This window comes from Mycobacterium shunyiense (assembly GCF_058270035.1).
The window spans coordinates 318926-345594 of the sequence record NZ_JBZDPT010000047.1; the positions used below are offsets into that span (position 1 = coordinate 318926).

Here is a 26669-nt window from a genome sequence, read left to right on the forward strand (position 1 = left end):
CCTTAACTCATTGTGCTTGGCTCACCGAGGACATGTGGAAATCCGGGATCCGGAGCGTCGGCATCGACGCGCGCGTCGCCCAGTCACCCCATTCGCGCGGGAGGGTGACCTCGCTGATGCCCGCCTCGGTGGCGCGCCGCAGCAGGTCCAGCGGGCTCTCGTTGAACCGGAAGTTGTTCACCGCGCCCGTCACCTCGCCGTCCTCGATCAGGTAGACGCCGTCACGGGTCAGCCCGGTCAACAGCAGCACGGTCGGGTCCACCTCGCGGATGTACCACAGCGTCGTCAGCAGCAGACCGCGTTCGGTACCGGCGATCATGTCCGCCAAATCCTTTGCGCCACCGGTCATCAGCAGGTTGTCGGCGGGCACCGCGACGGGTGTGCCGTATTCGGCGGCCACCGCCCGTGGATAGGCCAGTGCATTGACCACACCGTCGCGGATCCAGTCCACCCGGCCGATGTCCATGCCGTTGTCGAAGATCGACACCCGCTCCGAGGAACTCGGCACCGCCACGAACGGTTGGCAGGCCAGCGCGTCGGCGCGCGGATCGGAGTACAGCGTCAGCCCCAGATCGGTGAGCTTCTCCCCCACCCGGGTCCCCCCGGGCGCCGACAGTGCGGTGCGCCCCTCCTGCGCCCCGCGGCCATCCATGGTCCAGGTCAGGTAGATCATCATGTCGGCCACCGTCGACGGTGGCATCAGTGTCTCGTACCGGCCGGCCGGGAGTTCGACGGTCCGCTCCGCCCACCCCAACTTCAGCGACAACTCGTCGAGCAGCGAATCCACCTGCACGTCAGCGAAATCCGCGGTGCTCACCCCGGCCCAGGCACTCGCCCCGTCGCGTTTGGCATTGATCTCCACCGAGCCCGTCGGCTGGGTGTAACGACGACGCAGACCGGTCGAGGTGGCCACGAACGTGGTCTCCAAGACGTGGCGGGCGTATCCGTAAAGCTGGTCGGACCCGGCGAAACCTTTGGCCAGGTCATCGGCGATGCCGGTGAAGACCTGCGCCCCCGTGCCCGCCACCGGCGCATCCCAGTCGACCGGCACCTCGGAGCCCGGCAGCGGTGGTGCCGCGTCCCGTGCCTCGGGCGAGGACACCGCTGCCCGCTGCGCGGCGACCACCAACTCCGGAATCACCGCCGGGTCCACCTCGGTGGAGCGCACCGACCCGACATGGGCTTTGCCCCCGCGGCGCACGATCGAGATCACTGTGATGGTACGGCTGACCGACTGGCCGTTGGTGGTCATCGAGTTGCCGGCCCACCGCAACGACGCGTCTGCCCGATCGGTGACCAACACCATGGTTTCCGTGCCGGGATCTGCGGCGCCCAAGGCGATCTCGACGACCTGCTGTGCGCCGATCATCGGCCGCCCTCCGTCCGGGTGTTCAGTACGTTGATGCCGCGGAACAGCGCGCTCGGGCAACCGTGGCTGACCGGCGCCACCTGCCCGGGTTGCGCCTTGCCACAGTTGAATGCCCCACCGAGGCGCCAGGTGGATGGTCCGCCCATCGCTTCCATCGCACCCCAGAAATCGGTCGTGGTGGCCTGGTACGCCACGTCGCGCAACTGCCCGTCGAGGCGCCCGTCACGGATCCGGTAGAAACGTTGGCCGGTGAATTGAAAGTTGTACCGCTGCATGTCGATCGACCAGGACTTGTCGCCGACGATGTAGATGCCGTCGGACACCCGCGAGATCAGATCGTCCGTGCTGAGATCCTCCGGACCTGGCTGTAGCGACACATTCGCCATCCGCTGGATGGGCACATGGTGGGGCGAATCGGCGTATGAGCAGCCGTTGGAGCGAGCCTGCCCGAGTCGCGGCGCGAAAACCCGGTCCAGCTGGTAGCCGACGAAGACGCCGTCACGCACCAGGTCCCAGCGCTGGGCCCGCACCCCCTCGTCGTCGAAACCGACGGTGGCCAAACCGAATTCGACGGTGCGGTCGGCGGTTACGTTCATCACCGGGGAGCCGTACCGCATGGTGCCGAGCTTGTCCGGGGTGGCGAACGACGTGCCGGCATAGGCCGCCTCGTAGCCGATGGCCCGGTCGTATTCGGTGGCATGCCCGATCGATTCGTGGATGGTGAGCCACAGGTTGGACGGATCGATCACCAGGTCGGTGGGGCCGGCGACGACTGAGGGAGCCTTGGTCTTCTCCGCCAGGAGCGTCGGCAGCTCCGCCAGCTCGGAGGTCCAGTCCCACACATCATCTCCGGCCAGCGCCTCCCAGCCCCGGGCGGTCGGCGGCGCCAACGTGCGCATCGTCTCGAACGACCCGGCAGCGGAGTCGACGGCCACCGCCTCCATCGTCGGCATCACCCGCACCCGCTGCTGGGTGAGAGACGATCCGAAGGTGTCGGCGTAGAAGGTCTGTTCCTTGACCGCATGCACCCCGGCCGACACATGGTCCACACCGTCGGAGGCCAGCAACCGGCCCGAGTACTCGCCCAGCAGCGCGATCTTGTCGGAGGCGGGGACGGCGAACGGGTCGACGCCATAATCGGACACCCAGGTCACATCCGCGTACACCGGTTCGGCGGCCAACTCGATGCGCTCGGCATTCAGCGGCCCCAGTGTCGTCGCCACCTGCACGGCGCGGCGAGCCGTCTCGGCCGCCACCTCCGGTGCCAGCTCGGCGTTGGAAGCAAACCCCCACGCGCCGTCGACGATCACCCGGACCGCCAGACCCACCTCACGGTTGACCACGGACATTTCCAACTCGCCGTCGCGCAGCTGGATGATCTCGGTGGTGATCCGGTGAATCCGCAGATCGGCATAGCTGGCGCCGGCTGCGACTGCCGCGGACAGTGCCGCATCAGCCAACTCGGACCGGGGCAGCTCCAGAAAATCGGCGTCCACACGTCGTTGAGCGGTCATGATTCCCCACACTAAAGGGTGCTTGTCACCAAACTCATGCTGCGCACAGCAAGAACCCATAGCCTGACTAAATGGTGGAGCTCAGCAGGCGGACGGTTCTGGGTGGTGCGGCAGTGGCGGCAGGCGCGGCTGCGGTCGGATTCGGCGGCTATGAACTACTCAGCAGACGGACCCAGGACACGGCCGGTCAGCCCAACATCCTCGTCGTGATCGTCGACCAGATGCGGGCACCCCAGTGGTTCCCCGATACCCAGCAACTCGGCGCACTGCTGCCCAACCTCGACCGGTTGCGGACGCGAAGCACCTCGTTCGGTTCGCACTACAGCGCATCGAACATGTGCACACCGTCGCGCGGGGTACTGACCACCGGGCTGTACTCACACCAGACCGGGTGCCTCTACACCGGCGAGGGGCCCACCGAATCGACATTGGCGGCCCGCTTCCCCACCTGGGGCACGATGCTGCGCGATGCCGGCTACCGCACCTGGTGGTGGGGCAAGTGGCACCTGGGCAGTGCGGCCGACAACACCCCCGACGGCCTGGACGTCCACGGCTTCTCCGGTGGCACCTACCCGTCCCCCAACGGCGCACCGAACCAGGGCCTGCAGCAGGATCCCTCGATCGTCGATCAGTTCACCGGGTGGTTCGATGCCCACGCGACCGAGGGCCCCTGGTGCACCACGGTGTCGTTGGTCAATCCGCACGACATCTGCTGGTGGCCGAAAAACCCGCTGCCCGACAATGCTCCGCACGTATTCAGCGCAAAGCCGGTGAACTTCGAGACCGCGGACGATCTGCGCCGCAGGGGCAAGCCCCAGCTGCAGATCGACTACATGAACTTCATGTCGCCGCTGATGACCGGCGCGATGGACTACACCGGACCCGACTCCGCCGCACAGTGGGCCAGGTGCCTGGACATGTACCTGTGGCTGCATCAGCAGGTGGACACCCAGATCGGCCGGGTGCTCGACACTCTCGCCGCCAGGCCGGACATCGACAACAACACCGTCGTGGTCTTCACCTCCGATCACGGCGAGTACGCCGGGTCGCACGGCCTGCGCGGCAAGGGCGCCGCGGTGTACGAGGAGAGCATCCGGGTGCCGCTCTACATCCGTGACCCGTCCGGTCATCTGACACCTGGGCCTGGTGACACCCGTACCCAGTTGACTTCCAGCGCCGACCTGGCGGCGCTGCTCATAACGATCGCCCACGGCGGCGCCGGTTGGCGCTCCGACTCCCGCTACTCCTACCTGTCCGAGCGTGCCGACATCGCCGGGATGGCCGCCGATGCAGCCACACCGGGCCGGCCGTGGATCGCACACGCCACCGACGACATGTCGGTCGAGGAGATGGCGGCGTTGATGAAATCGCCACTGGCAAAGAAGTTCTTCGGCGCCTCCGGCCCGCCGATGGAAATCCCGACATCGGCGCCCAGCCACATCGTCGCCGTCCGTACCCCCGAGGCCAAGCTCGGCATGTACACGTACTGGAAACCCGGCACCATGGACATCGACGCGTCCCGGCCCATCCATCACGAACTGTACGACTACGCAACCGATCCCGGCGTGCAGGAGCTCGACAACCAGGCAGGCCACAGCCCGAAGCAGGCTGATCTGCAGGCCCTGCTCGACCATCAGGTGCTTCCCGAGCTTCGGGCCCCCTTGCCGAGTTTCCTGGATGAGGCGCAGGAGCAGGGGTTGGCGAATATGAAGGAGCTCGCGGAGCTTCGCGGAGGCTGAGCCGACCCGACCAGCACGGAGGCTGAGCCGAAACCGCTTCCCCTCAGCGCCGGACGTACTAGCGTCCTAGCGACGGTCGTCGCTTGCTAGGAGGTTCGCGTCATGCGCGTGTTGGTCACCGGCGGTACCGGATTTGTGGGCGGGTGGAGCGCGAAAGCGATTGCGGACGCGGGACATTCAGTGCGGTTTCTGGTGCGCAATCCGGACCGGCTACAGACCAGCGTTGCCAAGCTCGGAGTGGATGTCTCCGATCACGCTGTCGGCGACATCACCGACCGCGACTCAGTTCTGCGCGCGCTGGAGGGCTGCGACGCCGTCGTCCACAGCGCGGCGCTGGTCGCCACCGACCCGAGCCAGACCGCGCAGATGATGAGCACCAACATGGACGGTGCGCGAAATGTGCTGGGCGGCGCCGCGGAACTCGGTCTGGATCCCATCATCCACGTGTCGAGCATCACCGCGTTGTTCAATCCCGACGTGGACACTCTGGAAGCGGAACTGCCGGTGTTCGGCGGGACCGACGGCTACGGGCGATCCAAGGCGCAGGTCGAGATCTATGCCCGCGGAATGCAGGACGCCGGCGCACCGGTGAACATCACCTACCCCGGCATGGTCATGGGGCCCCCGGTCGGCAACCAGTTCGGGGAAGCCGGCGAGGGAGTCGCCGCCGCACTGCAACTGGGAGCGATCCCCGGTCGCAGCGCCGCGTGGACCATCGTCGACGGTCGAGACCTGGCGGCCCTGCACGTCGCGTTGCTCGAACCTGGACGCGGTCCCCGCCGCTACATGGCCGGCGGTCACCGCATTCCCGTGGACCAGCTGGCCAAGCTGCTCACCGAGGTCGGCAACAAGACGATGTTCGCCGTCCCGGTGCCCGACACCGTGCTGCGTGTGGCCGGGCAGGTGCTCGACCGGATGGGGCCGTTCCTGCCGTTCCAGACGCCGTTCACCGAAGCAGGGATGCAGTACTACACACAGATGCCCGCGTCCGACGACTCACCGAGCGAACGCGATCTCGGCGTCACCTACCGGGATCCACGAATCACATTGGCCGACACCGTCGCCGGATTCCGAGACCTCAACAGCTGACGGCCGGAAGCTCAGTCGCTTCCGGCCGCCAGCCTTGGTTCGATCGGCGTCAGTTTCCGGTGACGTCACCCGCGGTCTGCACCATGGTGGCCGACGGGGCGCTGCCACCCAACTGGCGGGCCGCGAAATCGGCTGCCTGGACTGCCATTCCGTTGTCCTTATAGGAGCTGTGGGCGGCGCGGTTCAAACCACCGGGGAAGCAGATGGGATCGCCGGGGGCGCACAGCTGGATGGTCTTGGCCACGTACGGCGCGCCGATCGCGATGGGCGGTGCACCGCGGTCGGCCAGGCCCAGAACCCACTCGTCGGGGGTTCCGAACAGCGCCACCGCCGCGACATGTGTGGCGACCGATGCAGGCATCGGGCCGCTGATGCCGGCGGGCAGGACGTATCCGGCGGGCACGGAGCTCGAGGTGGTGTAACCGGCCACCGCGGCGCCCTGCGAATAACCACCGAGCACGATCTTGGTCGCCGGGCAGGTCGCTGCGATCGACTGGATCCGGTTGCTCGCATCGGCGATGCCGTCGGTCGCCTGACCGAAGTTCAGCGATGCCGGGTAGTTGACCGCGTATACGTCCACCGACTTACCGGGCAGATCGGCGCTGAGCGCGTCGACGAACGCCTGCCCCGTGGCGCCGACACCCGGCGCCTCGTTGGTGCCGCGGGCGAACACCACCTCGACGTCGGCACACCCGTCGGCGGCGTTGGCCGAGGCGATCGGGCCGGCCAGCGAACCGAAGACCAGGGCGGCCAGCGCGAGTGCAGTGAAGATCGTGGACTGTGCCACCGTGGAGATCACGCTGCCTTTTCGGGCTCGCTGCGCTGTGCTCATGAGATAACCCCCGGTCCTTGTGTTGCTGTCATCAGCTACAAGCGCGAAGTCCGGGCTTCGATTCCGCAGCGGTCAAGTGATGTACGTCATCTGAGCAAATTTCGCCGACGGGGATGAGAGTCCGGCTGTTGGGCGTTGAGGTTGCCCGCCGTGGCGGCCGCAGGTCACGAACCGCTTTAATAGCTCGATGGCCACCTCGCGTGTCCGCACGACCGCACTGGGGTACGCGCTTGTCGCACCCAGCCTGTTCGGCGTCGTCACCTTCCTGCTGCTGCCCATGCTGGTGGTGCTCTGGTTGAGTCTGCAGCGGTGGGACCTGCTCGGCCCGATCGAGTATGTGGGGCTGGACAATTGGACGTCCGTCCTCACCGATTCGTCGTTCGGCACCTCTCTGGCGGTGACGCTGCTGTTCGTGCTGCTCGTGGTCCCGACGCAGACCGTGCTGGGCCTGATCGCCGCGTCGCTACTGGCTCGGGGACTTCCAGGCACCGGATTTTTCCGCACCGTGTACGTGCTACCGTGGATCTGTGCGCCGCTGGCCATCGCGGTGTTGTGGAAATGGATCCTGGCCCCCACCGACGGGGCGCTGAGCACCGTGCTGGGCCGGCCGGTCGAGTGGCTGACCGACCCGGGACTGGCGCTGCCGGTGGTATCCGCGGTGGTGGTGTGGACCAATGTCGGCTACGTCACGCTGTTCTTCCTGGCCGGCATCCTGAACATCCCCGCCGACGTCCACAACGCCGCCCGCACCGACGGCGCGACGGACTGGCAGCGGTTCCGGCACATCACCCTGCCGATGCTGCGGCCAACCATGTTCTTCGTGTTGGTCACCGGAATCGTCAGCGCCGCGCAGGTATTCGACACCGTGTACGCGCTGACCGCGGGCGGGCCGCAAGGCCACACCGATCTGGTGGCGCACCGTATCTATGCGGAGGCATTCGGCGCGGCGGCAGTGGGCCGGGCCTCGGTGATGGCGATCGTGTTGTTCGGCATCCTGGTCAGCATCACGCTCGTCCAGCACTTCTACTTCCGCCGCAGGATCAGCTATGACCTCACGTAACGCACTGATCTACGCGGGCCTGCTCCTCGGCGCGGTGGTCACGCTGCTGCCTTTCGGGCTCGGACTGCTCACCTCGTTCACCTCGGCCGAGCAGTTCGCCACCGATCCCCCGCTGTCGCTGCCCACACCGCCGACGCTGGAGAACTACGTCGGGCTCGCCGACGCCGGGTTCGGCCGGGCCATCGTCGTAACCGCGTTGATGACGGCGGTCATCCTGTTGGGCCAGCTGGTGTTCTCGGTGCTCGCCGCCTATGCCTTCGCGCGGCTGCAGTTTCCCGGCCACGACGCCCTGTTCTGGGTCTACATCGCGACTCTGATGGTGCCCGCGACCGTTACCGTGGTACCGCTGTATCTGATGATGGCCGAGGCCGGATTGCGCAACACCTTCTGGGCGCTGGTGCTGCCGTTCATGTTCGGCTCGCCGTATGCGATCTTCCTGTTGCGCGAGTACTTTCGGTCGATCCCGGGCGATCTGATCAACGCGGCCCGCCTCGACGGTGCCCATACCCTGGATGTGATCACGCACGTCGTCGTGCCGGCCAGCAGACCGATCCTGGTCACCCTGGCGTTGATCACCGTGGTCAGCCAGTGGAACAACTTCCTGTGGCCGTTGGTGATCACCAGCGGCAGCAAGTGGCAGGTGATCACCGTGGCGACCGCCGGGCTGCAGACGCAGTACAACGCGCAGTGGACGCTGGTGATGGCGGCGACCACGGTGGCGATCGTGCCGCTGATCGTGTTGTTCGTCGCGTTCTCGCGCAACATCGTCCGCTCGATCGTGGTGACGGGGATCAAGTGATCGTCGAGATCCACACCAGGGCTGCCTATCCGCGGCCACAACGACCCTCACGTCGATCTCGCGACAGGAAGCAGCCATGAGGCGCTCGACGACGGCCGCGATCGGCCTGGCGCTGACCATGGCCGTTCTGTTGGTGGCCGCCGTGCTGTTGGGCCGCACCACCGAACCCGAGGGCCGCACCGTGGTCACCGTGCGACTGTGGGATTCACAGGTGGCGGCCGCCTACCGGCAGTCCTTCGCCGAGTTCACTCGGGAGCACCCCGACATCGAGGTGCGGGTCAACACCGTTGCCTACTCCGCCTACTTCGACAGCCTGCGTACCGACGTGGCCGGGGGCAGCGCCGATGACATCTTCTGGCTGTCCAACGCCTACCTGGCCGGATATGCCGACAACGGTCGGCTGCTCGACATCGGACAGACCTTGGGCGCCAACGCCGCCCGGGCCTGGGAGCCCTCAGTGGTCAACCAGTTCACCCGCAACGACGCCCTGTGGGCGGTTCCGCAGCTGACCGACGCCGGCATCGCGGTGTACTTCAACGCCGACCTGCTCGACGCCGCCGGGGTGGACCTCGCCGAACTGACCACGATGCGGTGGTCGAACGGACCAGACGACACACTGCGGTCACTGGCGGCGAGGCTGACCGTCGACGAGCAGGGCCGCGCGGCCGGCACCGAGGGTTTCGACACCGGCCGGATCCGGCAGTGGGGCTACAACGCCGCCAATGATCTGCAGGGCATCTACCTCAACTACATCGGCTCGGCGGGCGGCATCTTCAACATCGGAGATCGTTTCGCCTTCGACAACCCGCAGGCCGCCGAGGCGTTCACCTACCTGGTTCGGATGATCAACGACGATCACGTCGCCCCGCCGGCCTCGGCCACCAACAACAACGGCGACTTCTCGCGCAACATGTTCCTGCAGGGCCGGATGGCGCTGTTTCAGTCCGGCACCTACAACCTGGCCGCGGTGGCGAACCAGGCCCGGTTCCGGTGGGGCGTGGCGATGCTTCCGGCCGGACCCAAGGGACGGGTCAGTGTCACCAATGGCATTGCCGCAGCCGGGAACTCGGCCACCCATCATCCTGACGCGGTACGCGAGGTACTGAACTGGATGGGTAGCAAGCGCGGCAACGAATACCTCGGCGCGGGCGGTGCCGCCATCCCGGCCGTGCTGGCAGCCCAGCCCGTCTACCACGACTACTGGACGCGACGAGGAGTTGACGTCGGCCCGTTCTTCCGGGTGCTGCGGGGGCCTCGGATCCCGGCGCCGGGCGCGGCCGGCTTCCCGGCCGGATTTCAGGCCCTCAAGCCCTATTTCGACGAGATGTTCCTGGGACGTCGCGATGTGGAGAAGTCGCTGGCCGACGCTCAGTGGGCGGCCAACACGGCAGCAGCGCGCTGACCGACGGAATATTTGCCGCCCGTGAACGCCGGCTTGTCGCTTACATTGGGCTGATGCGCAAGCAAACCAGCGGATCCCGTCACCGCCGCATGACGGTGGCACTGTTTGCCGCGACGATGTTGGCGGTCGCACCGGCCTGCGCGGGCGGTCACTCCCCCAATTCCTCGGCACCGGCGGCCACACAGAGCGATGCCGGGTTCGCCCCAGCCGCACCCGCACCGGTGCCGGAAAGCGGTGCAGGGCTGAAGGAAGCGCCGATACCCACCGACGTCAAGCGGGACATCGTCAAGACCGCATCGATGTCGATCACCACGGGCAACCCGGCCGCAGTGGCCGACAAAGCCGTATCTCTGGCCACCGATGCCGGCGGCCGGGTCGACAGCCGCTCCGAGGATGCCGGCTCCAGTTCCGGCCGCGCGCGCATCTCACTGGCGCTACGCGTCCCGGCCGCCGAACTGGAAGGCACCCTCGACGAGTTCAAGAAGCTCGGCACGGTGCAGACCGTCGAGGTCCGCTCCGACGACGTGACCTCGCAGCGTGTCGATCTCGATGCCCGCATCAAGGCGTTGCAGACTTCGGTTGACCGCCTGCTCGGGATCATGCGCGACGCCAAGGACCCCGAGGCGTTGATCAAGGCCGAGGGCGCCTTGTCGCAGCGCCAGGCCGAACTGGACAGTCTGCGTGCACAGCGCACCCAGCTCGGCGATCAGATCGACTACAGCACCGTCAATCTCGACATCACCGCCGAGCAGATCGGCGGCCCGGCCCCGCAGTACCAGGGGTTTTGGGGCCAGGTCGAGCGTGGTTGGCACGGCCTGGTGTCAGCGGCCTCCGGGCTCGTGATGTTGTTCGGCCTGCTGCTGCCGTGGCTGGCCGTCGTCGTCATCGCAGCCGCCGTCATCTACGCCGTCATTCGGCTGGCCCGGCCGCGGGCCGGGCAGCGGTCAACGCCGCGGGAAGCTGGTCGGCAGGACGGTGAGCTCCAGGGCCAAGGCAGTGCCGCAGACCAGAACGAGGATGGCGAAGGCGATCCAGTCGCGCGCCCGGGGACCTGACGGCGCGGCCGAAATCTGGCCGGCGCCTCCGCGAGCTGTGATGGCATCGCCCATCTCGTCGCCGCGACGCAGCGCCACGGTGACCGCTGCGGCCAACAGATCGACCAGATTCCCCACCCGCTGTCGACGTCTCGCCCGGAACGTCTCCGCAGGTTCGACCGGACGCAACCGGTGCGCCGCATACAAGGTGCGGAACTCGTCGATCAACATCGGGAAAGCCCGGAGCGCCAATGCAATCGTCACCGCCCAGTCGTGCACCGGGACGCGCAGTACGCGCAGAGGACGGCCCAGGGTGGCCACCGCCGGGGCGACGTCGGCGACATTCGTCGTCCAGGAAACCAATGCCCCCAGACCCAGTAGCACGATCGCCAGCGCGGTGATGCGCAGGTAGTTGAGTAACCCGCCCAGGCCGATCTGCACCGAACCGATGTCGATGAACGGGGATCCACCGGCCAGCGCGGCGAGCACCCCACCCAACGCCACCAGGATCCACAGGAAGAACGGGATCGAGGGCAGTGCCCCGCGTGGGATGTGGGCCAGTCGCGCGGTCACCAGGACCAGTACGGCGACGGCGCCGATGGGCACCCAGCCGGGATAGAACGTCAGCAGCACACCGATGCCCGCCACGGAGAGCAGTTTGGTTCCGGCCCACAGCCGATGGATCACGGTGTCGCCGGGGACCGGACGCAACAGCACGACCGGTTTGCGTTGTCCTCGCGTCGGAGCGGTCATCGCGCGCCTCCGGCAGTCGTCGGGGCAAGGGCGAGCTCGCCGTGGTGCAGGTGCAGGGTGCGCGGGCAGAGATTCTCCAGACCGGTGAAGTCGTGCGAGATGACGACGACGGTGAGTCCGTTGTTGTGCCGCAGGTCCTCCAGCAATCGCAACAAACCTCGCTGGCTGGCGGCGTCCAATCCGGCCAGCGGCTCGTCGAGAATCAGCGCGCGCGGCGACCGGGCCAGCAGTCCGGCCAGTACGACGCGACGCATCTGGCCGCCCGAGAGTTGGTCGATGCGCCGCTGGGCCAGCGTCGCATCGAGTCCGACCATTTCCAGCGCGGCCGCGATCCGGTCGGTCTCGTGCCGGGAGAAGCCTGCGGCCGAGGCGATTTCGCGGCCGACGGTGCTGCGCATCAACTGCAGGCGGGCGGCCTGGAACGAGATCGCCACCGCACCCACCTGCTGCGCCACGGGCGCCCCGTCGAGCAGGCAGGCACCATACGTCGGGACGGTCAGCCCGGCCATGATCCAGGCCAGGGTCGATTTGCCCGAACCGTTCAGGCCATGCACCAGCACCCCGTCACCCTCGTTGACGGTGAACGTGATGTCGCGCAAAGCCGTTTTCGCCCAGGGTGTTCCGCTGGCGTACTCGTGCCCGACGCCGGTCAGTTCGAGTACCGGCGCACCCTGGTGGGTTGCGGCCGCGTCGTTGACGGGCACCGCAGAGGTCTGCACCATGTCGGTGTTGTCGGCGGTGCCGCCGTTGCCGCTGAGTTGCACCGAGCGGTCAGCAGAATCGGCCTCGTCGTTGTAGTGCGTGATGTGCACCAGCGACATGTCGTGGTGATCGGTCAGCCCGGACAACACATTCATCAATGTGTCGCGGCCCTGCTGGTCCACCATGCTGGTGACCTCGTCGGCGATCAGCAGGGAGGGCTCTCGGGCCAGCGCCGCGGCCACGGCCAGGCGTTGCAGTTCGCCACCGGACAGTCCCCCGGTGTCGCGCTCGGCCAGCCCGTCGAGCCCGACTTCGGACAGCAGTCGCTCGACGTCGGCGGTGGCGCCGACGGGCAGCCCCCACACCACGTCATCGGCCACCCGGGTGCCCAGTACCTGGCTCTCCGGGTGCTGCATCACCACGGCAGTGCCGCCGATGCGGCCCAGTCCCACGGCCCCGGCCCGCTCGATGCTGCCCGAAGTAGGTTGGCGACCGGCCAACATGAGCATGAGAGTGGTCTTGCCCGAGCCGTTCGGCCCCGTCACCGCGACATGCTCGCCGGGCTGCAATTCCATGGACACGGGACCCAAGGCGTCGTGATCGATCCCCGGGTAGCGGAACCGTACGTCGGTCAGCCGGGCCGGAACCGGTGCGATCACGGCAGAGTCATCGGCATCGGTGTCGGCGTCGAGCTTGTGCACGTCGGGCACGCCGAGCAGCCGCGCCAGAATCCGCGAAAGCGCCCACCAGCCGACCATGCTGATCGAGGTGATGGTGAAGATGCCCAGCACCAGCATCAGCAGCGGCCAGTACTCGATCATGGTGGCGATGGTGGTCCTGAGCGGTTCGGCGATCACGTCGAGCACCGGGATGCGTTCCAGCACCTTGGCCAGGCCCTCGACGCTGGCGGTCAGCGAGTCGAAGACCAGATTGCGTAGCCGTGACAGCACCGACAGCGCGACGACGGCGGCCGCCCCGAATACTGCCCCGGCCACGATCGAGGCCCCGAATGCCATGGCGGTGCCGCGCCCCCTGCGCTTGACCACACCCGTCAACCCGCCGATGTAGGCGCAGTCGACGACGGTCATCAGGCCGCCCATGCCCGCGATCAGGAAGGCGATCGTGCCGGCGGCGACAGTTGCCGCGAGGAGCACGCGCAGTCGGTACCGGTAGGCCAGCAGGCCCATCGGCACGGTGCCCAACACTGAAAGGCCTGCCGCGAACGGCACCACCACGGCAATGATCGCGGTGGCCGCACACAGCGCAGCCATCACCGCAGCCTGCGCAAGCTCGCCGGGAGTGAGGCCGCGCCGAGGCGTCGTCGCCGGTGGTATCGCGGTCATCGTTCGATTCTGCCAGCCGCGATCGCCGGCGTCGGCTGCCCGTTGTGTGAGCGAGCGCACGCCGAGCAGGTAGACTACATAGCAAATCTATGTAAATATGGTGGGTATGCCGACCCCGACCGAGGATGTCACGGTAACCGATCAAACCGAGCTTGGCGCCGACCTGCTGTCGGTGGTCGCCCGGTTGAACCGACTGGCCACCCAACGCACCCGCTTGCCGCTCCCCTGGGCCCAGGCCCGGTTGCTGTCGACGATCGAGGACCAGGGTGAGGCCCGCATCTCCGATCTCGCCTACCTCGACCACTGTTCGCAGCCGACCATGACCACCCAGGTTCGCCGCCTCGAAGACGCCGGACTGGTGTCGCGCACCACCGATCCCGGTGATGCCCGCGCCGTGCTGATCCGGATCACCGAGCAGGGGCGGCAGACCCTGGAGCAAGCCAGGGCGGACCGCGCCGCGGCGATCAACCCGAGACTCGAACGGCTCACCGCCGAGGAGCGCCGGACGCTGGCCGCCTCCGTCGGCATCATCCGCCGGTTGCTCACCGACGTCGACGATCATCCGCTGTCGCACAAGAATTAGTTAGGAGTCAACGCCCTGATGTGGCGCCAACCCAAGGCCGTATGGGCCGTCGCTTTCGCCTCCGTCGTCGCCTTCATGGGCATCGGACTGGTCGATCCCATCCTCAAACCGATCGCCGACAACCTCAACGCCTCGGCGTCGCAGGTGTCGTTGCTGTTCACCAGCTACATGGCGGTGATGGGCGTGGCGATGCTGATCACAGGTGTGGTGTCCAGCCGCATCGGTCCCAAGCGCACGCTGCTACTCGGCCTGGTGATCATCATCGCCGGCGCCGGTCTGGCCGGGATGAGCGACACCGTGATGCAGATCGTGGGCTGGCGCGCAGTATGGGGGCTCGGTAACGCACTGTTCATCGCGACCGCACTCGCCACCATCGTCAACTCCGCGAAAGGCTCTGTGGCGCAGGCCATCATCCTCTACGAGGCGGCACTCGGCCTGGGCATCGCGATCGGCCCACTGGTCGGTGGTGTGCTCGGTTCGATCTCCTGGCGCGGCCCGTTCTTCGGCGTCTCCGCGCTGATGGCCTTCGCCCTGGTGATCACCGCGTTCCTGCTGCCGGCCACCCCACGCGCCGAACGCGCCACCACGCTGGCCGACCCGTTCCGGGCGCTGCGCCATCGCGGGCTGCTCGGTGTCGCGATCACCGCACTGCTCTACAACTTCGGCTTCTTCACCCTGCTGGCGTTCACGCCCTTCCCGCTGGACATGACCGCTCACCAGATCGGGCTGATCTTCTTCGGCTGGGGTCTGGCATTGGCATTCACCTCAGTGGTGGTCGCGCCGCGGCTGCAGCACCGTTTCGGCACTGTCCGGGTGCTCATCCTCAACCTCATCGCCTTCACCGCCGTGCTGGCCGCGATGGCGGTGTGGACGGATTCCAAGACCGTGCTGGCCTCGGGCGTCGTGATCGCCGGCCTGTTCATCGGCATCAACAACACACTGATCACCGAGACCGTGATGAAGGCCGCCCCGGTCGAACGCGGCGTGGCCTCGGCCGCCTACAGCTTCCTGCGCTTCGGCGGGGCTGCCGTCGCACCGTGGCTGGCCGGGGTTCTCGGCGAACAGGTCAGTGTCCACCTGCCGTACTGGGTGGGCGCGGGGGCCGTCCTGGCGGGCGCCGTGGTGCTGTTCCTGACGCGTCCGCACCTCGCCGGAATCGATGTCGAGGAAGCCGAACTCGACGAGCTCACCGACGAGGCGACCGCGGTCACCGTGGGTTCCGACAGCTGACACAGGGGCGAAATCCGCCCCGAGGTCAGCAAAGCTCCCCACAATGGGGGGATGTCGCAGCAGCTCGACGGCGAGGCCCGGTTGTCGTGGATTCTGGCTGGCCTCGCCGGAGTACTGGGAGCCGCGGCGTTCACCCATTCCGCGGGGTATTTCGTCACCTTCATGACGGGCAACACCGAGCGGGCCTTCCTCGGCTTGTTCCAGGGTGAGGAGTGGCTGGCGATCGGTGCCGCGCTGCTGTTGCTCTCCTTCGTCGCCGGAGTGGTGATCGCCTCGTTGTGCCGCAGGCACCTCTGGGTCAATCATCCCCACGGCGCGACGGTGCTGACGACGCTTGCGCTGGTGGTGTCCACCGTCGTCGACCTCGTCGAGCGCGGCTGGACGGCCCGCGATGTTCCGTACGTCCCAATCCTGTTCGTGGCCTTCGGGATCGGAGCCCTGAATACGTCGTTCGTGAAGGACGGCGAGGTGTCCATCCCGTTGAGTTACGTGACCGGGACGCTCGTGAAGATGGGCCAGGGCATCGAACGCCACATCAGTGGAGGCCAGCTGAGCGATTGGCTGGGGTACTTCCTGCTGTGGGCCGGATTCGCCGGTGGTGCGATCATCGGTGGCTTCATCAGCGTGGTGGTGAGCGGATCTCAGATGCTGCTGGTGGCCACCGTCATCTGTGCCGTCACGGCGAGCTACACCTACTTCTACTTCGACCGCCACGCGTTGTTGAAGTAGCGGATCTTGCGCCACGCGTTCGCGTTTGTAACGTCACGGCGGAAAAGATCGCCTGCGGCCGCCACCTGGTTACGAACGCGAGTCCCGCCGAAACCCGCGTGGTCATATGTGCCGATGCGCCCAACGAACCGGATGCCCGAGCGCCGCGCCAACCAGTGCGAGTGTTTCCTCGCCTATTGCGTACACCGGGTTTCGTGCCGCCACCGACCAGGACGCGAAGCCCTGGGGCGCGTCATAGACCAGTTCGTTCAAAGAAGTCTGAACACCACAACACGGTGTCGTCACATCCAGCGGCCAGAACCCACCGCTGTCGGTCCAGACTCTGTTCAGCTGAGCCACCCACCAATCCATGCTCTTCGGGTTCTCCCCCACCAAGGTCCCACATGCCGGGCAACCGATCGTTTCGATGCACTCACCAGCATCTTCCAACACCACCCTGCCGGGCCGGTTCACCTTGACCTCGATATCAGCGCCCATCAGCACCTCGAACACGGCACGCGCAGCATCCTCGCGATCCTGGCTGGGAACCCATTGCGGGTCGGTCGGGAAAACCGCAAACCACTCGACGCTCACGAAACAATCATCCAGCACACCCGAGGCGCCCCAGCACGTGAATTCTCACAGCGCGAACAGCAGGAACTGCGTCACCTGGGTGGGCGAGAAGTTGTCGTCGCTGACCGCGATCACCGATTGTCGGCCGTCGGGCAGCTTGGGCCCCAAGGTGATTCCCTCGATGTTGTCCAGCGGCGCCAGACCGGGCGTGCTGGTCAGGTCGGCCAGCAATGTTTTCGTCATCTCGGTGGAGCCGTCGACCAGGCTCGCACGGTAGATCCGCACCGCCACATGGGTGCCGAAACCACGCTCGATCACCAGGAAGTTCCTGTCGTCGAGTGCTACCAGGTCTGACAACCCGTTGTCGCCACCCGGCCCGGCACTGACCGGATCGAGCGGGTAGGTGTACCGCCCGTCGACCGCCCCGGAGTCCGCATCGAAGCGGAACACGCGGGTCAACGCGCCGCGCTGCGCGTCGGGCGGTGGGCCGTCCTCGTAGCCTGGCCCCTCCATCGCCGCCCACAGATGGCGTCCGTCCGGCGTCAGCGTGAGCCCCTCCAGCGTGCTGTTGCGGCGCGGGCCGTGCTCGTCGGCCGACATCCGCAGATCCTCGGGCAGCGCGAACTCGCCGAGGAAGCTGCCGTCGAGTCCGGCGGACCGCACCCATGGATCCAGCAGGATCGGCGCCCCGGGGCCGGTCCGCCTCTCCCCCTCACTGGTCCAATACAACCGCTGCCTCCCGGCATCGAAGGCGATCGCCTCGGGGTCCGGCGGGACCACAGCCGGCACCGCGTCAACATCCAACGGGCGAAACGGTTGTCCGTCACGATCCAGCCACGGATGGGTTCCGACGAATTCGACGTCACCGATGCCGTTGTCCGACACGTTGATCCGTGCGGTGTAAAAACGCGCCGGACTCTTGGCGGAGCGATCGTCGCTGATGATGTAGTACAGGTCGTCGGCCGCGTCATAGCTGATTCCCGACAGTCCGCCGATGACGGTGCCAGCGAATGGCGTCGCGAAGGCAATCTGCCGTTGGCCGAGGAACTCGAAATCCGCTACGGCGCGCGCAGGAGAACAACCGGCCAGGACCAGCAACCCGGCCGCCAGGATTCGATACAACATCAGGTGATGACGGCCCCGACCAAGATGCCGACGACGTAGGTCGCCGCGATCGCGACCGCACCGAACACCAGTTGCCGCAGTCCCGCGACGGCCACCGGCTTACGGGTGAACTTCGCGGCCACCGCACCGGCGATCAACAGACCCACCCCGCCGCACGCCAGCCCGGCCCACAACGATTGGAAGCCGAGCAGATACGGGATGAGCGGGACGATCGCACCGATCGCGAACATCACGAAGGACGAGCCCCCGGCCACCCACGGCGACGGCTTCTCCGTGGGGTGGACACCCAGTTCCTGCACGAGGTGAAAGTTCAGGGCCCGGCTCTCGTCGCGGTGGATCTCCTCGCTGGCTTTCACGGCCGTTTCCGGCGTCATCCCCATTTCCTGAAGCATCGCCACGAGCTCGGCCTGCTCGGCCTCTGGGTTCTTGCGGAACGATTTGCGCTCGACCCTAACCTCGGAATCGACCTGCTCGTTCGCGGTCGTCACCGAGGTGTACTCGCCGAGCGCCATCGAGAACGCCCCGGCCAGCAATCCGGCCACACCACTGAGCACCACAGTCTGAGCCGGAGCGCTGGCCCCGACACCGGCGATCAACGCGGTGTTGCTGACCAGACCGTCCATCGCACCGAAGGTGGCCGCGCGCAACCAGCCGCCCGTCACATCGGCGTGCCGGTGATAGCTGACATGCGGCAAGCCCGTGGGAGATAGCGACTTACCGATCGAGTCCGGCATGTTCGCCAGTCTTTCGCGGCGAGGTCGGGCTTGTCCAGGAAGGCTTGCCTTCCCCGCAGATACAGGGCCAAGCGGCCTACTACAGCAGCCGCACGCGTTACCGTCGGATATGACCTCAACTGCCGAACATCTGCGAAATGCGCTGGACGGCCGCTGGCGCGACGTCAAAAACGCCATGCGGGCCAGGTTGTCGGACGAGATCTTCCGACCGCATTACACCCCCAATACGGTGATCGCCCGCGCGAAGGTGGGCGAGCAGCTCAAGATCATGGCCGCGGCCGGCGCTGCCGAGGACGGCTTCCGCAAGGAGCACGGCGGCAATGGCGACGTGGGCGCCGCCATCACCCAGATCGAGATGCTGGCCATGAGCGACCTTTCCCTGATGGTCAAGGCCGGCGTGCAGTGGGGCCTGTTCGGCGGCGCCATCGAGAACCTGGGCACCGAACGTCACCACAAGGCCTACGTCCGACCGCTGATCGACCTTGACCTGCTGGGTTGTTTCGCCATGACCGAAACCGGCCACGGCAGCGACGTGCAGTCGCTGGAGACCACCGCCACCTACGATCCGGCGACCCAGGAATTCGTCATCCACTCCCCAACCCCCACGGCACGCAAGGACTACATCGGCGGGGCCGCCGAAACCGCCCGGGTAGCAACCGTATTCGCGCAGTTGATCACCCCGGACGGCGAAGGCCACGGCGTGCACTGTTTCGTCGTGCCGATCCGCGACGACGAGGGCAACGACCTGCCCGGCGTGACGACGTCGGACTGCCACTACAAGGGTGGCCTCCCCGGCGTCGACAACGGCCGCATCGTGTTCGACCACGTCCGGGTCCCGCGGGAAAACCTGCTCAACCGCTACGCCGACGTCGCCCCCGACGGCACCTACAGCTCACCCATCGAGAACCCCGGCCGGCGGTTCTTCACGATGCTGGGCACGCTGATCCGCGGCCGCGTCACCGTCGGCGGCAGTGCCGCGGCGGCGGGGCGGGTGGCACTGGACATCGCCACCCGATATGCGCTGGAACGCAGGCAGTTCGAAGCCCCGAAGAGCGACGAGGAAGTCCTCATCATGGACTACCTGGTGCACCAACGCCGACTGTTGCCGCTGATCGCGAAGTCCTACGCGCTGCAGTTCGCCCAGAACGAGCTGGTGGCCAAATGTCATGAGCTGCAGACCTCCGACGACCCTGACGCCGAGGAGCAACGCGAACTGGAGGCCCGCGCGGCCGGCCTGAAAGCCGCCAACACCTGGCACGCCAGCCGTGCCATCCAGGAAGCCCGCGAAGCGTGCGGCGGTGCAGGCTATCTCGCCGAGAACCGGCTGATCGCCCTGCGCGCCGACACCGACGTGTTCACCACCTTCGAGGGCGACAATCACGTGCTCACGCAGTTGGTCGCCAAGGAATTGCTGACCGCCTACGCCGACGACATCAAGGGCATGAGCCCGGTCGAGTGGGTCCGGTTCGCGGCCAACTACGCCGGCGAGCGAGTGCTGAAACGCACGGCCGCCGAGACCATCATCCAGACCGTCCTCGACACCCGCCAGGACAACGAGGAGGAAGGCAGCCTGTTCAACCGCGGTACCCAGGTCAAGATGTTCGAGGACCGCGAGGAGTACATGCTGGCCTCGGTGGCGCGGCGTCTGCAGGGCAAGTCCAAGGAGATGTCGGCGTTCGACGCGTTCAACGCCGTGCAGGACCACGTGCTGCACGCCGCGCAGGCGCACATCGACCGGGTCATCCTGGAGGCGTTCGTGGCCGGCATCGACGCCTGCGAGGACGACACCGCCCGCGAACTCCTCGACGATGTCTGCGACCTGTACGCGCTGTCGGTGATCGAGGACGACAAGGCCTGGTTCATCGAACACCGCTACCTGTCCACCGAACGCGCCAAGGCCGTTACCCGGGGGATCAACGAACGCTGCCGCTCACTGCGCCCGCACATCGAAATCCTCGTCGACGGGTTCGGTATCCCGGAGCAGCTGCGCTACGCGGCGATGCTCGACCCCGCCGAGCTGCTCAACGGCTGACGCGCCTCAGGGCTTCGGAATCGGGTCGACGGCAACCAGTTTGCCGTCGTCCCCGATCCGGAACCGCACGGTGGCGATGCCGGTCGGCGCGGTGGGCGAATCATGCCCCTGCTGCCACTGGTAGTTGACCACCACCGTGTCATCGGCGTTGGTGACCACGTTGATGTAGGGCCGAGGTTCCGGGGTGGCCGGGCCGAGCGGGGTCTGCCGGTCGAAGAACAGCAGCTGTCCGGTGCTGTTGGGCTGAGGGTTGGTCTGGCCCACCTGGACCCAGTACAGCCGGCAATTGCTCGTGTGGCCGGAGCCGATCTGCGTCCACTGTCTGCCCGCTTCGGGCGCCGGCAGTTTGGCGATCTGATCGGCGACCGCATCGGCGCTGGGGCCGTCGGTCGGTGCGCAGGTATCGGGCTTCGGAGGCGGCGCGGACGACGGTTTCCAGCCGCAACCAACCGCGAGGAGACCGATGAAGGCGACGATGGCGATCAGCCGTGGGTACACACCCCGAGGGTAGCGAATCAACCCGGCTGAGCGAGTGGGCTGACGACGGCGCGTCGATAGGTGACACTGTTTGCGATCCGACCGCGGATCACCGCTCACGAACATTTACCCAAGGAGACACAGATGGCTTGGTTCCTCGCCATGGAAGGCCCTGCCAACAAGGCCGTCCTGTACCAACTGCAGGAATCAGTCAACGTCCAACAGCTCGCCGAGGAGATGTCCAGCGCGGCCACTCTCGATCGTGCGGTCCCCGTCCCTGCCGTGCTGGCCAACAACCGGCAACAGGTGACGGTGTACGTGCGGCCGGCGGCTTGGGGCGTGTGGACGTTCTACCAACTGTCCGAAGAGGAGCGGAAAGCTCTCGCGTCGGCGTCCAACCCACTGGTGGAGGCGCTTACCCAGGCGGCCCGTCAGGCCCAGACCCGGCCCCAGTCCTAGGACTGGGGTTTGGAGAACTTGCTCCCCCGATTGGACTCGAACCAATAACCGCCCGATTAACAGTCGGGAGCTCTGCCAATTGAGCTACAGGGGACTACCTTCCGCGGAAGCTCCGCGGCCGAGCGTTGACTCTAGCGTACGGACCGCCGCTGCCGCCAACTCGCTCCCAGACGGGCGCGCCGGGGCGGCGGTGAGGCAGGATGGAGCACACAAGTTGGTTCTCTGGGGGCACGTCGCATTGGGAGGTCCGTCGCTTTGGGAGGTATTCAGTGATCCGCTATGCCGCCGTGATCGCCGTCGGCTACGTGCTGGGCGCCAAGGCCGGGCGACGTCGCTATGAGCAGATCGCCAGCACCTACCGCGCGGTGACGGCCAATCCAGCCACCAAGGCGGTGATCGACGCCGGACGGCGCAAGATCGCCAAGCAGGTGTCTCCGGATCCGCAGTTCCTCACCCTGACACCCATAGACGCAGAAACGTCGGTGCTCGCCACGAAGGAGAGCACCGACGGTTCGGCGAGAAAAGTAGCTGGTAGGGGCTAGCCGATCCCCTGGTTGATCGAAGTTCCGGGCAGCAGCGGCCCAGTGACGAATCCGCCATTGCCGCCGGCCCCGACCCACGGCGTACCGATGTTGGCAGGCATGCCGTTGGAGTAGGACAGGCACTTGCCGTCCTCTTTGTTGCCGAACCAGGCCAGGCAGGCCGGCTGGGCTGTGACCTCGGAACCAGATGTGGATGTCGCGACGAACGCCGGGGCTGCCGCTGCGGCCCCCGTGGCCAGCGCAAATGCGCCAACTGCGACGAACCGTCGCGTCCGCGTGCTCAACAGTGTCACCAGGTCTGCCTCTCTCGCCTGAAGATGCCCGACTGCACCTCACCCTATCGCGATGTGTCTGATCACGCAGTCAGGTCGTCGCCACTGGCCTGCTCGAGCAGGCTGCGCCGGTAGGACTCCATGGCCACCAGGTCGCCGAACAGGGCGTGATATTCGTCTCCCTGCTCCACCGGCGACATGCGCTGCAGTTTGGACTTCACCTCGGCGATCTGGCGGCCCACCCAGACTTCCTGCAGGCGGGCCAGCACGCTGCTGATGTAGCGAGGCAGATGCTCGTCGTCCTCGACGTTGATGGCCTCGACCCCCAGTTCGTTGACCAGGCTGGCCGCCGCCGGGGACGTGGTCTGCTCACGTGCAGCCTCGATCCACTGGGCCCCCGATTTGCCCGATGCCATGCCGCCGGCCGCCTCGATCGCCGAACGCACCGCGGCGTACCCCGGGTGGGTGAAGCTCTCGACTGTCAGCGAGTCGAACACCGGACCGGCGATCGCCGGATACTGCAGGGCAGCCTTGAGCGCCTCGCGCTGAGGCCACAGTGTCGGATCGGTCGGATTGGGCCGCGACACAGGAGCCGCCGCGGGTCTGGCCTGTTGCCGCGCAGGCTGGCGCCGCGAATCCTTGCGACCGCCGCTGGCTTCCTCCCGCACCCGGCCGATCACCTGCGCGACGTTGTCCCAACCGACCCAGCCCGCCAGCTGTCTGGCGTACTCGTCACGCAGGGTCTGGTCCTTGATGCGGGCCGCGATCGGTACGCATCGCCGCAGCGCCGCCACCCGGCCCTCCGCGCTGTCCAGGTCATGTTCGGCCAGTGCGCTGCGAATCACGAACTCGAACAACGGGGTTCGTCGTGCGACCAGATCGCGCACGGCACCGTCGCCGGAGCGCAGTCGCAGATCGCACGGATCCATCCCGTCGGGCGCCACCGCCACGAACGACTGCCCGGACAGGTTCTGCTCCCCCTCGAACGCTTTCACCGCGGCCGCCTGGCCGGCAGCGTCACCGTCGAACACGTAGATCAGCTCGCCTCGGAAGAAGTTGTCGTCCATCATCAGCCGGCGCAGCATCGACAGGTGCTGCTCGCCGAAGGCGGTGCCGCACGAGGCCACCGCGGTGGTCACCCCGGCCATGTGCATCGCCATCACATCGGTGTAGCCCTCGACGACGACGGCCTGATGCCCCTTGGCGATGTCGCGCTTGGCGCGATCAAGCCCGAACAGCACCTGCGACTTCTTGTAGAGCACCGTCTCGGGGGTGTTGACGTACTTGGCCTGGTTCTGGTCGTCATCGAACAGCCGGCGCGCACCGAAGCCGATGGTCTCCCCCGAGGACACCCGGATCGGCCACAGCAACCGGCGGTGGAACCGGTCCATCGGCCCGCGCTTACCCTCCCGGCTGAGCCCGGCGGCCTCCAGCTCCTTGAACTCAAAACCCTTGCGCAGCAGGTGTTTTGTGAGCGTGTCCCAGCCCGACGGGGCGAAACCACAGCCGAACTGGGCCGCCGCGGTGGCGTCGAAGTTACGCTCGGTCAGATACTTGCGCGCCTCGGCGGCCTCATCGGAGGCCAGCGCCTCGGCGTAGAACTCCTGCGCGGCGGCATTAGCGGCCAGCAACCGGCTGCGGCTGCCGCGGTCACGCTGCACGTTGGTCGTCGATCCGCCGGTGTAGGTGACGGTGTAGCCGACCTTGTCGGCCAGCAGCTCGACCGCCTCGACGAACGTGACGTGCTCGATCTTCTGGATGAAGGCATAGACGTCGCCGCCCTCACCGCAGCCGAAACAGTGGAAGTGACCGTGATTCGGCCGCACGTGGAACGACGGCGACTTCTCGTCGTGGAACGGGCACAGACCCTTCATCGAGTCGGCCCCGGCCCGCCTCAACTGGACATAGTCCCCGACGACATCCTCGATGCGGACCTTTTCACGGATCGCGGCGATATCGCGATCAGGAATCCGGCCGGCCACCGGCATAGTCTATGCGCGCGGGGATGTCGCGTTGACCGGGTTGCCCGAGGGCGCTCACACGATCGAAAGCAGGGTGACTCCGGCGTGGTGCAGATGACCGAAGGCGTGGTCGAACACGGCGGGCGCCGAGTGGCCTATGCGGCGTACGGCCCCGCCGAGGGCACACCCGCGCTGTTCATCCCCGGTGCCGGCTGCGGCAGACGGATGTCGTTCGGCCACGAGCAGCTCGACGACCACGGAGTTCGCCTGATATCGGTGGACCGCCCGGGGCTCGGATCGTCCGAATCCGATCCCGGGAAAACCCTCGATACCGTCGGTGCGGACTTCGCCGCGGTGATCGACCGCCTCGTCGGCCGCCCGATTCCCGTGGTCGCCAACTCGCAAGGCGCACCGTTCGGCCTGGCGCTGGCCGGCACCGGGTGGGCTGCTCGGCTCGTGCTGGCATCCCCGATCGACGACCTGGGCTGTCCATCGGTAGCCGCCTTGCTGGCACCCGCGCACCGCGAATTTGTCAGCGCGATCGCGGCCGACCCGGACGGCGCGATGCAGGATCTGTCCGCCTACACCGCGGGCGCCCTCTTCGACATGATCATGGCCGACTATCCGCCTTCTGACCGCGCCGTCTACGACGATCCGGGTTTTCGCACGATGTTGCGCGCCGCGCTCGCCGACGGCTTCGCCCAGGGAGCGCAGGGATATGCCCGCGACACCGTGCTCGCCACGTCGCCCTGGCCGGTTCACCTGCTGACGCCGGGAGTCGAGGTACAGGTGTTGTTCGGGAGCGACGACAGCGTGCATTCGCCCGACCGCGGCGTCACCCTGGCGGACCGGATCGAGGGGGCGACGCGAACCGTCGTCGAGGACGTGGGGGGCGCGTTGCTGTGGGCACGCGCGGATGCGGTCTTGAGCCGGCTCCGGCTGCCGGAACGCTGACGCTGCCCGGGAAATGTCGACCCGGGCCGGCATTCGGCGCCGGGCAGGTTGTCGGTGCAGCTATCCCAGCGGTCTGGGCGAGCGTGCCTCGTGCACGCGTTCCAGCCGGCTCTCGGTGTAGGACGCGATCTGATCGACCACCACGCGCAGCCGGGCACCGTCATCGGCAGCGAGGTCGAACTCGGGCGCGAACTGCGGGTCCAGGCTGCTCGGGGCCTGCGCCCACAACGCCAGCGCAACCTCGTGGACCAGAGTGCGCTGATCGGCCTGGATCTGCAGGTGCCGGTGATCGGACATGATGAACTGCAGCGCCAGCATCTTGAGCAACACCACCTCGGCCCGCACCAGCGGAGGCACGGCAAGGTCGGCAGCAAAACGCCGTACCGGCGCTCCGCCGGCGACCGCCCGGGTCTGGGTGATCGCCGCATTGGCGAACCGCCCGACGAGCTCGCTCGTCATCGTCTTCAGCGCGACCGAGGCCGCCAGGGTGCCATCGTATTTTCCGGCCGAGGCCAATACCGGTAGGTGGGACAGCCGCTCGGCGGCGGCCAGCAGATCGTCGTGGCTGACGCTCGGAAAGTTTCTGGAGCCGAGTTCCGCGAGCGAGGCGGCGGCATCGGGATCGCCGAGCACCCGCAGATCGATCCGGCCGGAGATGACGCCGTCCTCGACGTCGTGCACCGAATACGCGACGTCGTCGGCCCAGTCCATCACCTGGGCTTCCAGGCACGGCCGCTCGGCGGGGGCATCGGCCCGCATCCACGCGGCGGCCTCCGCGTCGTCGTCGTAGAAGCCGTACTTGCGGCGGGTGCCGAAGCTCGGCCACGGATACTTCGCCACCGCGTCCAGCGCGGCCCGCGTCAGGTTGAGCCCGGCCGAACGGCCTTCGGCGTCAAGAACTTTGGGCTCCAGCCGGGTGAGGATCCGGAAGTTCTGCGCATTGCCCTCGAACCCGCCGAACGGTTTGGCGATCTCGTCGAGCGCACGCTCACCGTTGTGCCCGTATGGCGGATGTCCGATGTCGTGGGCCAGCCCGGCCAGATCCACCAGGTCCGCATCGCAACCGAGTCCGATCGCCATGCCCCGCCCGATCTGGGCCACCTCGAGTGAGTGGGTGAGGCGGGTGCGCGGGGTGTCGCCGTGCCGGGGCCCGACGACCTGGGTCTTGTCGGCCAGCCGCCGCAGCGCCGCGCTGTGCAGCACGCGGGCCCGATCGCGGGCGAAATCGGTGCGGTGCTCGGTGGCGGTCCCGGGCAGCGCAGCACCCTTCGGCGACTCGGCCACCAGACGTTGCCGATCGAAGTCGTCATACCAGGACTGCGATTCCCCGTTCACCGACGCACAGTCTGCCAGGAAGCGACGCGCCGCCCCTGCAGCACACTA

At 67.1% G+C, this 26669-nt stretch carries 25 protein-coding genes and 1 tRNA gene; 13 read left to right on the forward strand and 13 right to left on the reverse strand.

The genetic code is table 11. The features are described from left to right. Positions 1-7 precede the first annotated feature (7 nt). Complete coding sequence (locus AC4ELS_RS28735) at positions 8-1369, reverse strand: metallopeptidase TldD-related protein (protein ID WP_499050356.1); 1362 nt, start codon at positions 1367-1369, stop codon at positions 8-10. Next, positions 1366-2883 (reverse strand): TldD/PmbA family protein, encoded by a 1518-nt coding sequence (locus AC4ELS_RS28740; RefSeq protein WP_499050359.1) that lies wholly within the window; start codon positions 2881-2883, stop codon positions 1366-1368. The genes AC4ELS_RS28735 and AC4ELS_RS28740 overlap by 4 nt, the downstream gene beginning before the upstream one ends. Positions 2884-2954: 71 nt before the next feature. Here AC4ELS_RS28740 and AC4ELS_RS28745 point away from each other — a divergent pair, with 71 nt between their 5' ends. Further along, a complete protein-coding gene (locus tag AC4ELS_RS28745; RefSeq protein WP_499050362.1) occupies positions 2955-4622 on the forward strand; it encodes a sulfatase-like hydrolase/transferase in 1668 nt (555 codons plus the stop codon). A gap of 102 nt (positions 4623-4724) precedes the next feature. Further along, positions 4725-5711, forward strand: a complete 987-nt coding sequence (locus tag AC4ELS_RS28750) for an NAD-dependent epimerase/dehydratase family protein (RefSeq protein WP_499050364.1) — start codon at positions 4725-4727, stop codon at positions 5709-5711. A gap of 49 nt (positions 5712-5760) precedes the next feature. Here AC4ELS_RS28750 and AC4ELS_RS28755 read toward each other — a convergent pair whose 3' ends face one another. Next, on the reverse strand, positions 5761-6543 hold the full coding sequence (locus AC4ELS_RS28755) for a cutinase family protein (protein ID WP_499050366.1): 783 nt from the start codon (positions 6541-6543) through the stop codon (positions 5761-5763). Positions 6544-6730: 187 nt separating this feature from the next. Here AC4ELS_RS28755 and AC4ELS_RS28760 point away from each other — a divergent pair, with 187 nt between their 5' ends. The 4 genes from AC4ELS_RS28760 (at position 6731) to AC4ELS_RS28775 (ending at position 10859) form a co-directional block, all read left to right on the forward strand. Then, positions 6731-7603 carry a carbohydrate ABC transporter permease gene (locus AC4ELS_RS28760; protein WP_499050368.1) on the forward strand — a complete coding sequence of 291 codons (873 nt, stop codon included), beginning with the start codon at positions 6731-6733 and terminating at the stop codon, positions 7601-7603. After that, complete coding sequence (locus AC4ELS_RS28765; RefSeq protein WP_499050370.1) at positions 7590-8402, forward strand: carbohydrate ABC transporter permease; 813 nt, start codon at positions 7590-7592, stop codon at positions 8400-8402. The genes AC4ELS_RS28760 and AC4ELS_RS28765 overlap by 14 nt, the downstream gene beginning before the upstream one ends. A gap of 76 nt (positions 8403-8478) precedes the next feature. Then, the gene (locus tag AC4ELS_RS28770; RefSeq protein WP_448443426.1) at positions 8479-9804 is read left to right on the forward strand and encodes an ABC transporter substrate-binding protein; all 1326 of its coding nucleotides are present in this window, start codon (positions 8479-8481) and stop codon (positions 9802-9804) included. A gap of 89 nt (positions 9805-9893) precedes the next feature. Further along, complete coding sequence (locus tag AC4ELS_RS28775; protein WP_448443530.1) at positions 9894-10859, forward strand: DUF4349 domain-containing protein; 966 nt, start codon at positions 9894-9896, stop codon at positions 10857-10859. On the opposite strand, the gene AC4ELS_RS28780 is transcribed toward AC4ELS_RS28775, so the two are convergent. Together AC4ELS_RS28780 and AC4ELS_RS28785 are read right to left on the reverse strand one after the other, a co-directional pair. After that, on the reverse strand, positions 10749-11591 hold the full coding sequence (locus AC4ELS_RS28780; protein ID WP_064960295.1) for an energy-coupling factor transporter transmembrane component T family protein: 843 nt from the start codon (positions 11589-11591) through the stop codon (positions 10749-10751). The two genes, AC4ELS_RS28775 and AC4ELS_RS28780, sit on opposite strands and share 111 nt — an antisense overlap. Continuing rightward, positions 11588-13636 (reverse strand): ABC transporter ATP-binding protein, encoded by a 2049-nt coding sequence (locus tag AC4ELS_RS28785; RefSeq protein ID WP_064960366.1) that lies wholly within the window; start codon positions 13634-13636, stop codon positions 11588-11590. Before AC4ELS_RS28785 ends, AC4ELS_RS28780 begins: the two co-directional genes overlap by 4 nt. 106 nt (positions 13637-13742) lie before the next feature. On the opposite strand from AC4ELS_RS28785, the gene AC4ELS_RS28790 reads away from it, so the two are divergent. From AC4ELS_RS28790 to AC4ELS_RS28800, 3 genes are read left to right on the forward strand one after another with little or no spacing between them, the layout of a single operon-like run. Continuing rightward, the gene (locus tag AC4ELS_RS28790) at positions 13743-14219 is read left to right on the forward strand and encodes a MarR family winged helix-turn-helix transcriptional regulator (protein WP_082941458.1); all 477 of its coding nucleotides are present in this window, start codon (positions 13743-13745) and stop codon (positions 14217-14219) included. A gap of 18 nt (positions 14220-14237) precedes the next feature. Beyond that, entirely contained in the window at positions 14238-15449 is a 1212-nt protein-coding gene (locus tag AC4ELS_RS28795) for an MFS transporter (protein WP_499050374.1), read from the forward strand. 51 nt (positions 15450-15500) lie between these two features. Then, positions 15501-16178 (forward strand): YoaK family protein, encoded by a 678-nt coding sequence (locus tag AC4ELS_RS28800; protein ID WP_448443432.1) that lies wholly within the window; start codon positions 15501-15503, stop codon positions 16176-16178. Between the two features lie 102 nt (positions 16179-16280). Here AC4ELS_RS28800 and AC4ELS_RS28805 read toward each other — a convergent pair whose 3' ends face one another. The 3 genes from AC4ELS_RS28805 to AC4ELS_RS28815 are packed head-to-tail and all read right to left on the reverse strand — an operon-like array spanning position 16281 to position 18589. Continuing rightward, on the reverse strand, positions 16281-16751 hold the full coding sequence (locus AC4ELS_RS28805) for a hypothetical protein (protein WP_499050377.1): 471 nt from the start codon (positions 16749-16751) through the stop codon (positions 16281-16283). A gap of 45 nt (positions 16752-16796) precedes the next feature. Continuing rightward, a complete protein-coding gene (locus tag AC4ELS_RS28810) occupies positions 16797-17855 on the reverse strand; it encodes an esterase-like activity of phytase family protein (protein WP_499050380.1) in 1059 nt (352 codons plus the stop codon). Next, positions 17855-18589 carry a VIT1/CCC1 transporter family protein gene (locus tag AC4ELS_RS28815; protein WP_499050383.1) on the reverse strand — a complete coding sequence of 245 codons (735 nt, stop codon included), beginning with the start codon at positions 18587-18589 and terminating at the stop codon, positions 17855-17857. The genes AC4ELS_RS28810 and AC4ELS_RS28815 overlap by 1 nt, the downstream gene beginning before the upstream one ends. A 109-nt stretch (positions 18590-18698) precedes the next feature. Between AC4ELS_RS28815 and AC4ELS_RS28820 the strand changes: the two genes are divergently transcribed. Then, positions 18699-20621, forward strand: a complete 1923-nt coding sequence (locus AC4ELS_RS28820; protein WP_064877928.1) for an acyl-CoA dehydrogenase family protein — start codon at positions 18699-18701, stop codon at positions 20619-20621. A 6-nt stretch (positions 20622-20627) separates the two neighbouring features. Here AC4ELS_RS28820 and AC4ELS_RS28825 read toward each other — a convergent pair whose 3' ends face one another. Then, a complete protein-coding gene (locus tag AC4ELS_RS28825; RefSeq protein WP_064877926.1) occupies positions 20628-21119 on the reverse strand; it encodes an LppP/LprE family lipoprotein in 492 nt (163 codons plus the stop codon). A 123-nt stretch (positions 21120-21242) separates the two neighbouring features. On the opposite strand from AC4ELS_RS28825, the gene AC4ELS_RS28830 reads away from it, so the two are divergent. Further along, positions 21243-21557: a hypothetical protein gene (locus AC4ELS_RS28830; protein WP_055120379.1), complete on the forward strand. Its 315-nt coding sequence runs from the start codon at positions 21243-21245 to the stop codon at positions 21555-21557. A 21-nt stretch (positions 21558-21578) separates the two neighbouring features. Here the strand turns inward: AC4ELS_RS28830 and AC4ELS_RS28835 are convergent. Continuing rightward, a tRNA-Asn gene (locus AC4ELS_RS28835) sits at positions 21579-21651 on the reverse strand. A gap of 175 nt (positions 21652-21826) precedes the next feature. Between AC4ELS_RS28835 and AC4ELS_RS28840 the strand changes: the two genes are divergently transcribed. Beyond that, on the forward strand, positions 21827-22099 hold the full coding sequence (locus AC4ELS_RS28840) for a hypothetical protein (protein WP_064877924.1): 273 nt from the start codon (positions 21827-21829) through the stop codon (positions 22097-22099). On the opposite strand, the gene AC4ELS_RS28845 is transcribed toward AC4ELS_RS28840, so the two are convergent. Next, the gene (locus AC4ELS_RS28845) at positions 22096-22395 is read right to left on the reverse strand and encodes a DUF7155 family protein (RefSeq protein WP_499050821.1); all 300 of its coding nucleotides are present in this window, start codon (positions 22393-22395) and stop codon (positions 22096-22098) included. The genes AC4ELS_RS28840 and AC4ELS_RS28845 overlap by 4 nt on opposite strands. A gap of 59 nt (positions 22396-22454) precedes the next feature. After that, a complete protein-coding gene (gene dnaG / locus AC4ELS_RS28850) occupies positions 22455-24353 on the reverse strand; it encodes a DNA primase (protein WP_499050387.1) in 1899 nt (632 codons plus the stop codon). An 84-nt stretch (positions 24354-24437) separates the two neighbouring features. Here dnaG and AC4ELS_RS28855 point away from each other — a divergent pair, with 84 nt between their 5' ends. Beyond that, positions 24438-25286, forward strand: a complete 849-nt coding sequence (locus AC4ELS_RS28855) for an alpha/beta fold hydrolase (protein WP_499050389.1) — start codon at positions 24438-24440, stop codon at positions 25284-25286. A gap of 60 nt (positions 25287-25346) precedes the next feature. Here AC4ELS_RS28855 and AC4ELS_RS28860 read toward each other — a convergent pair whose 3' ends face one another. Continuing rightward, positions 25347-26621: a deoxyguanosinetriphosphate triphosphohydrolase gene (locus AC4ELS_RS28860; RefSeq protein ID WP_085105632.1), complete on the reverse strand. Its 1275-nt coding sequence runs from the start codon at positions 26619-26621 to the stop codon at positions 25347-25349. Between the last annotated feature and the right edge of the window lie 48 nt (positions 26622-26669).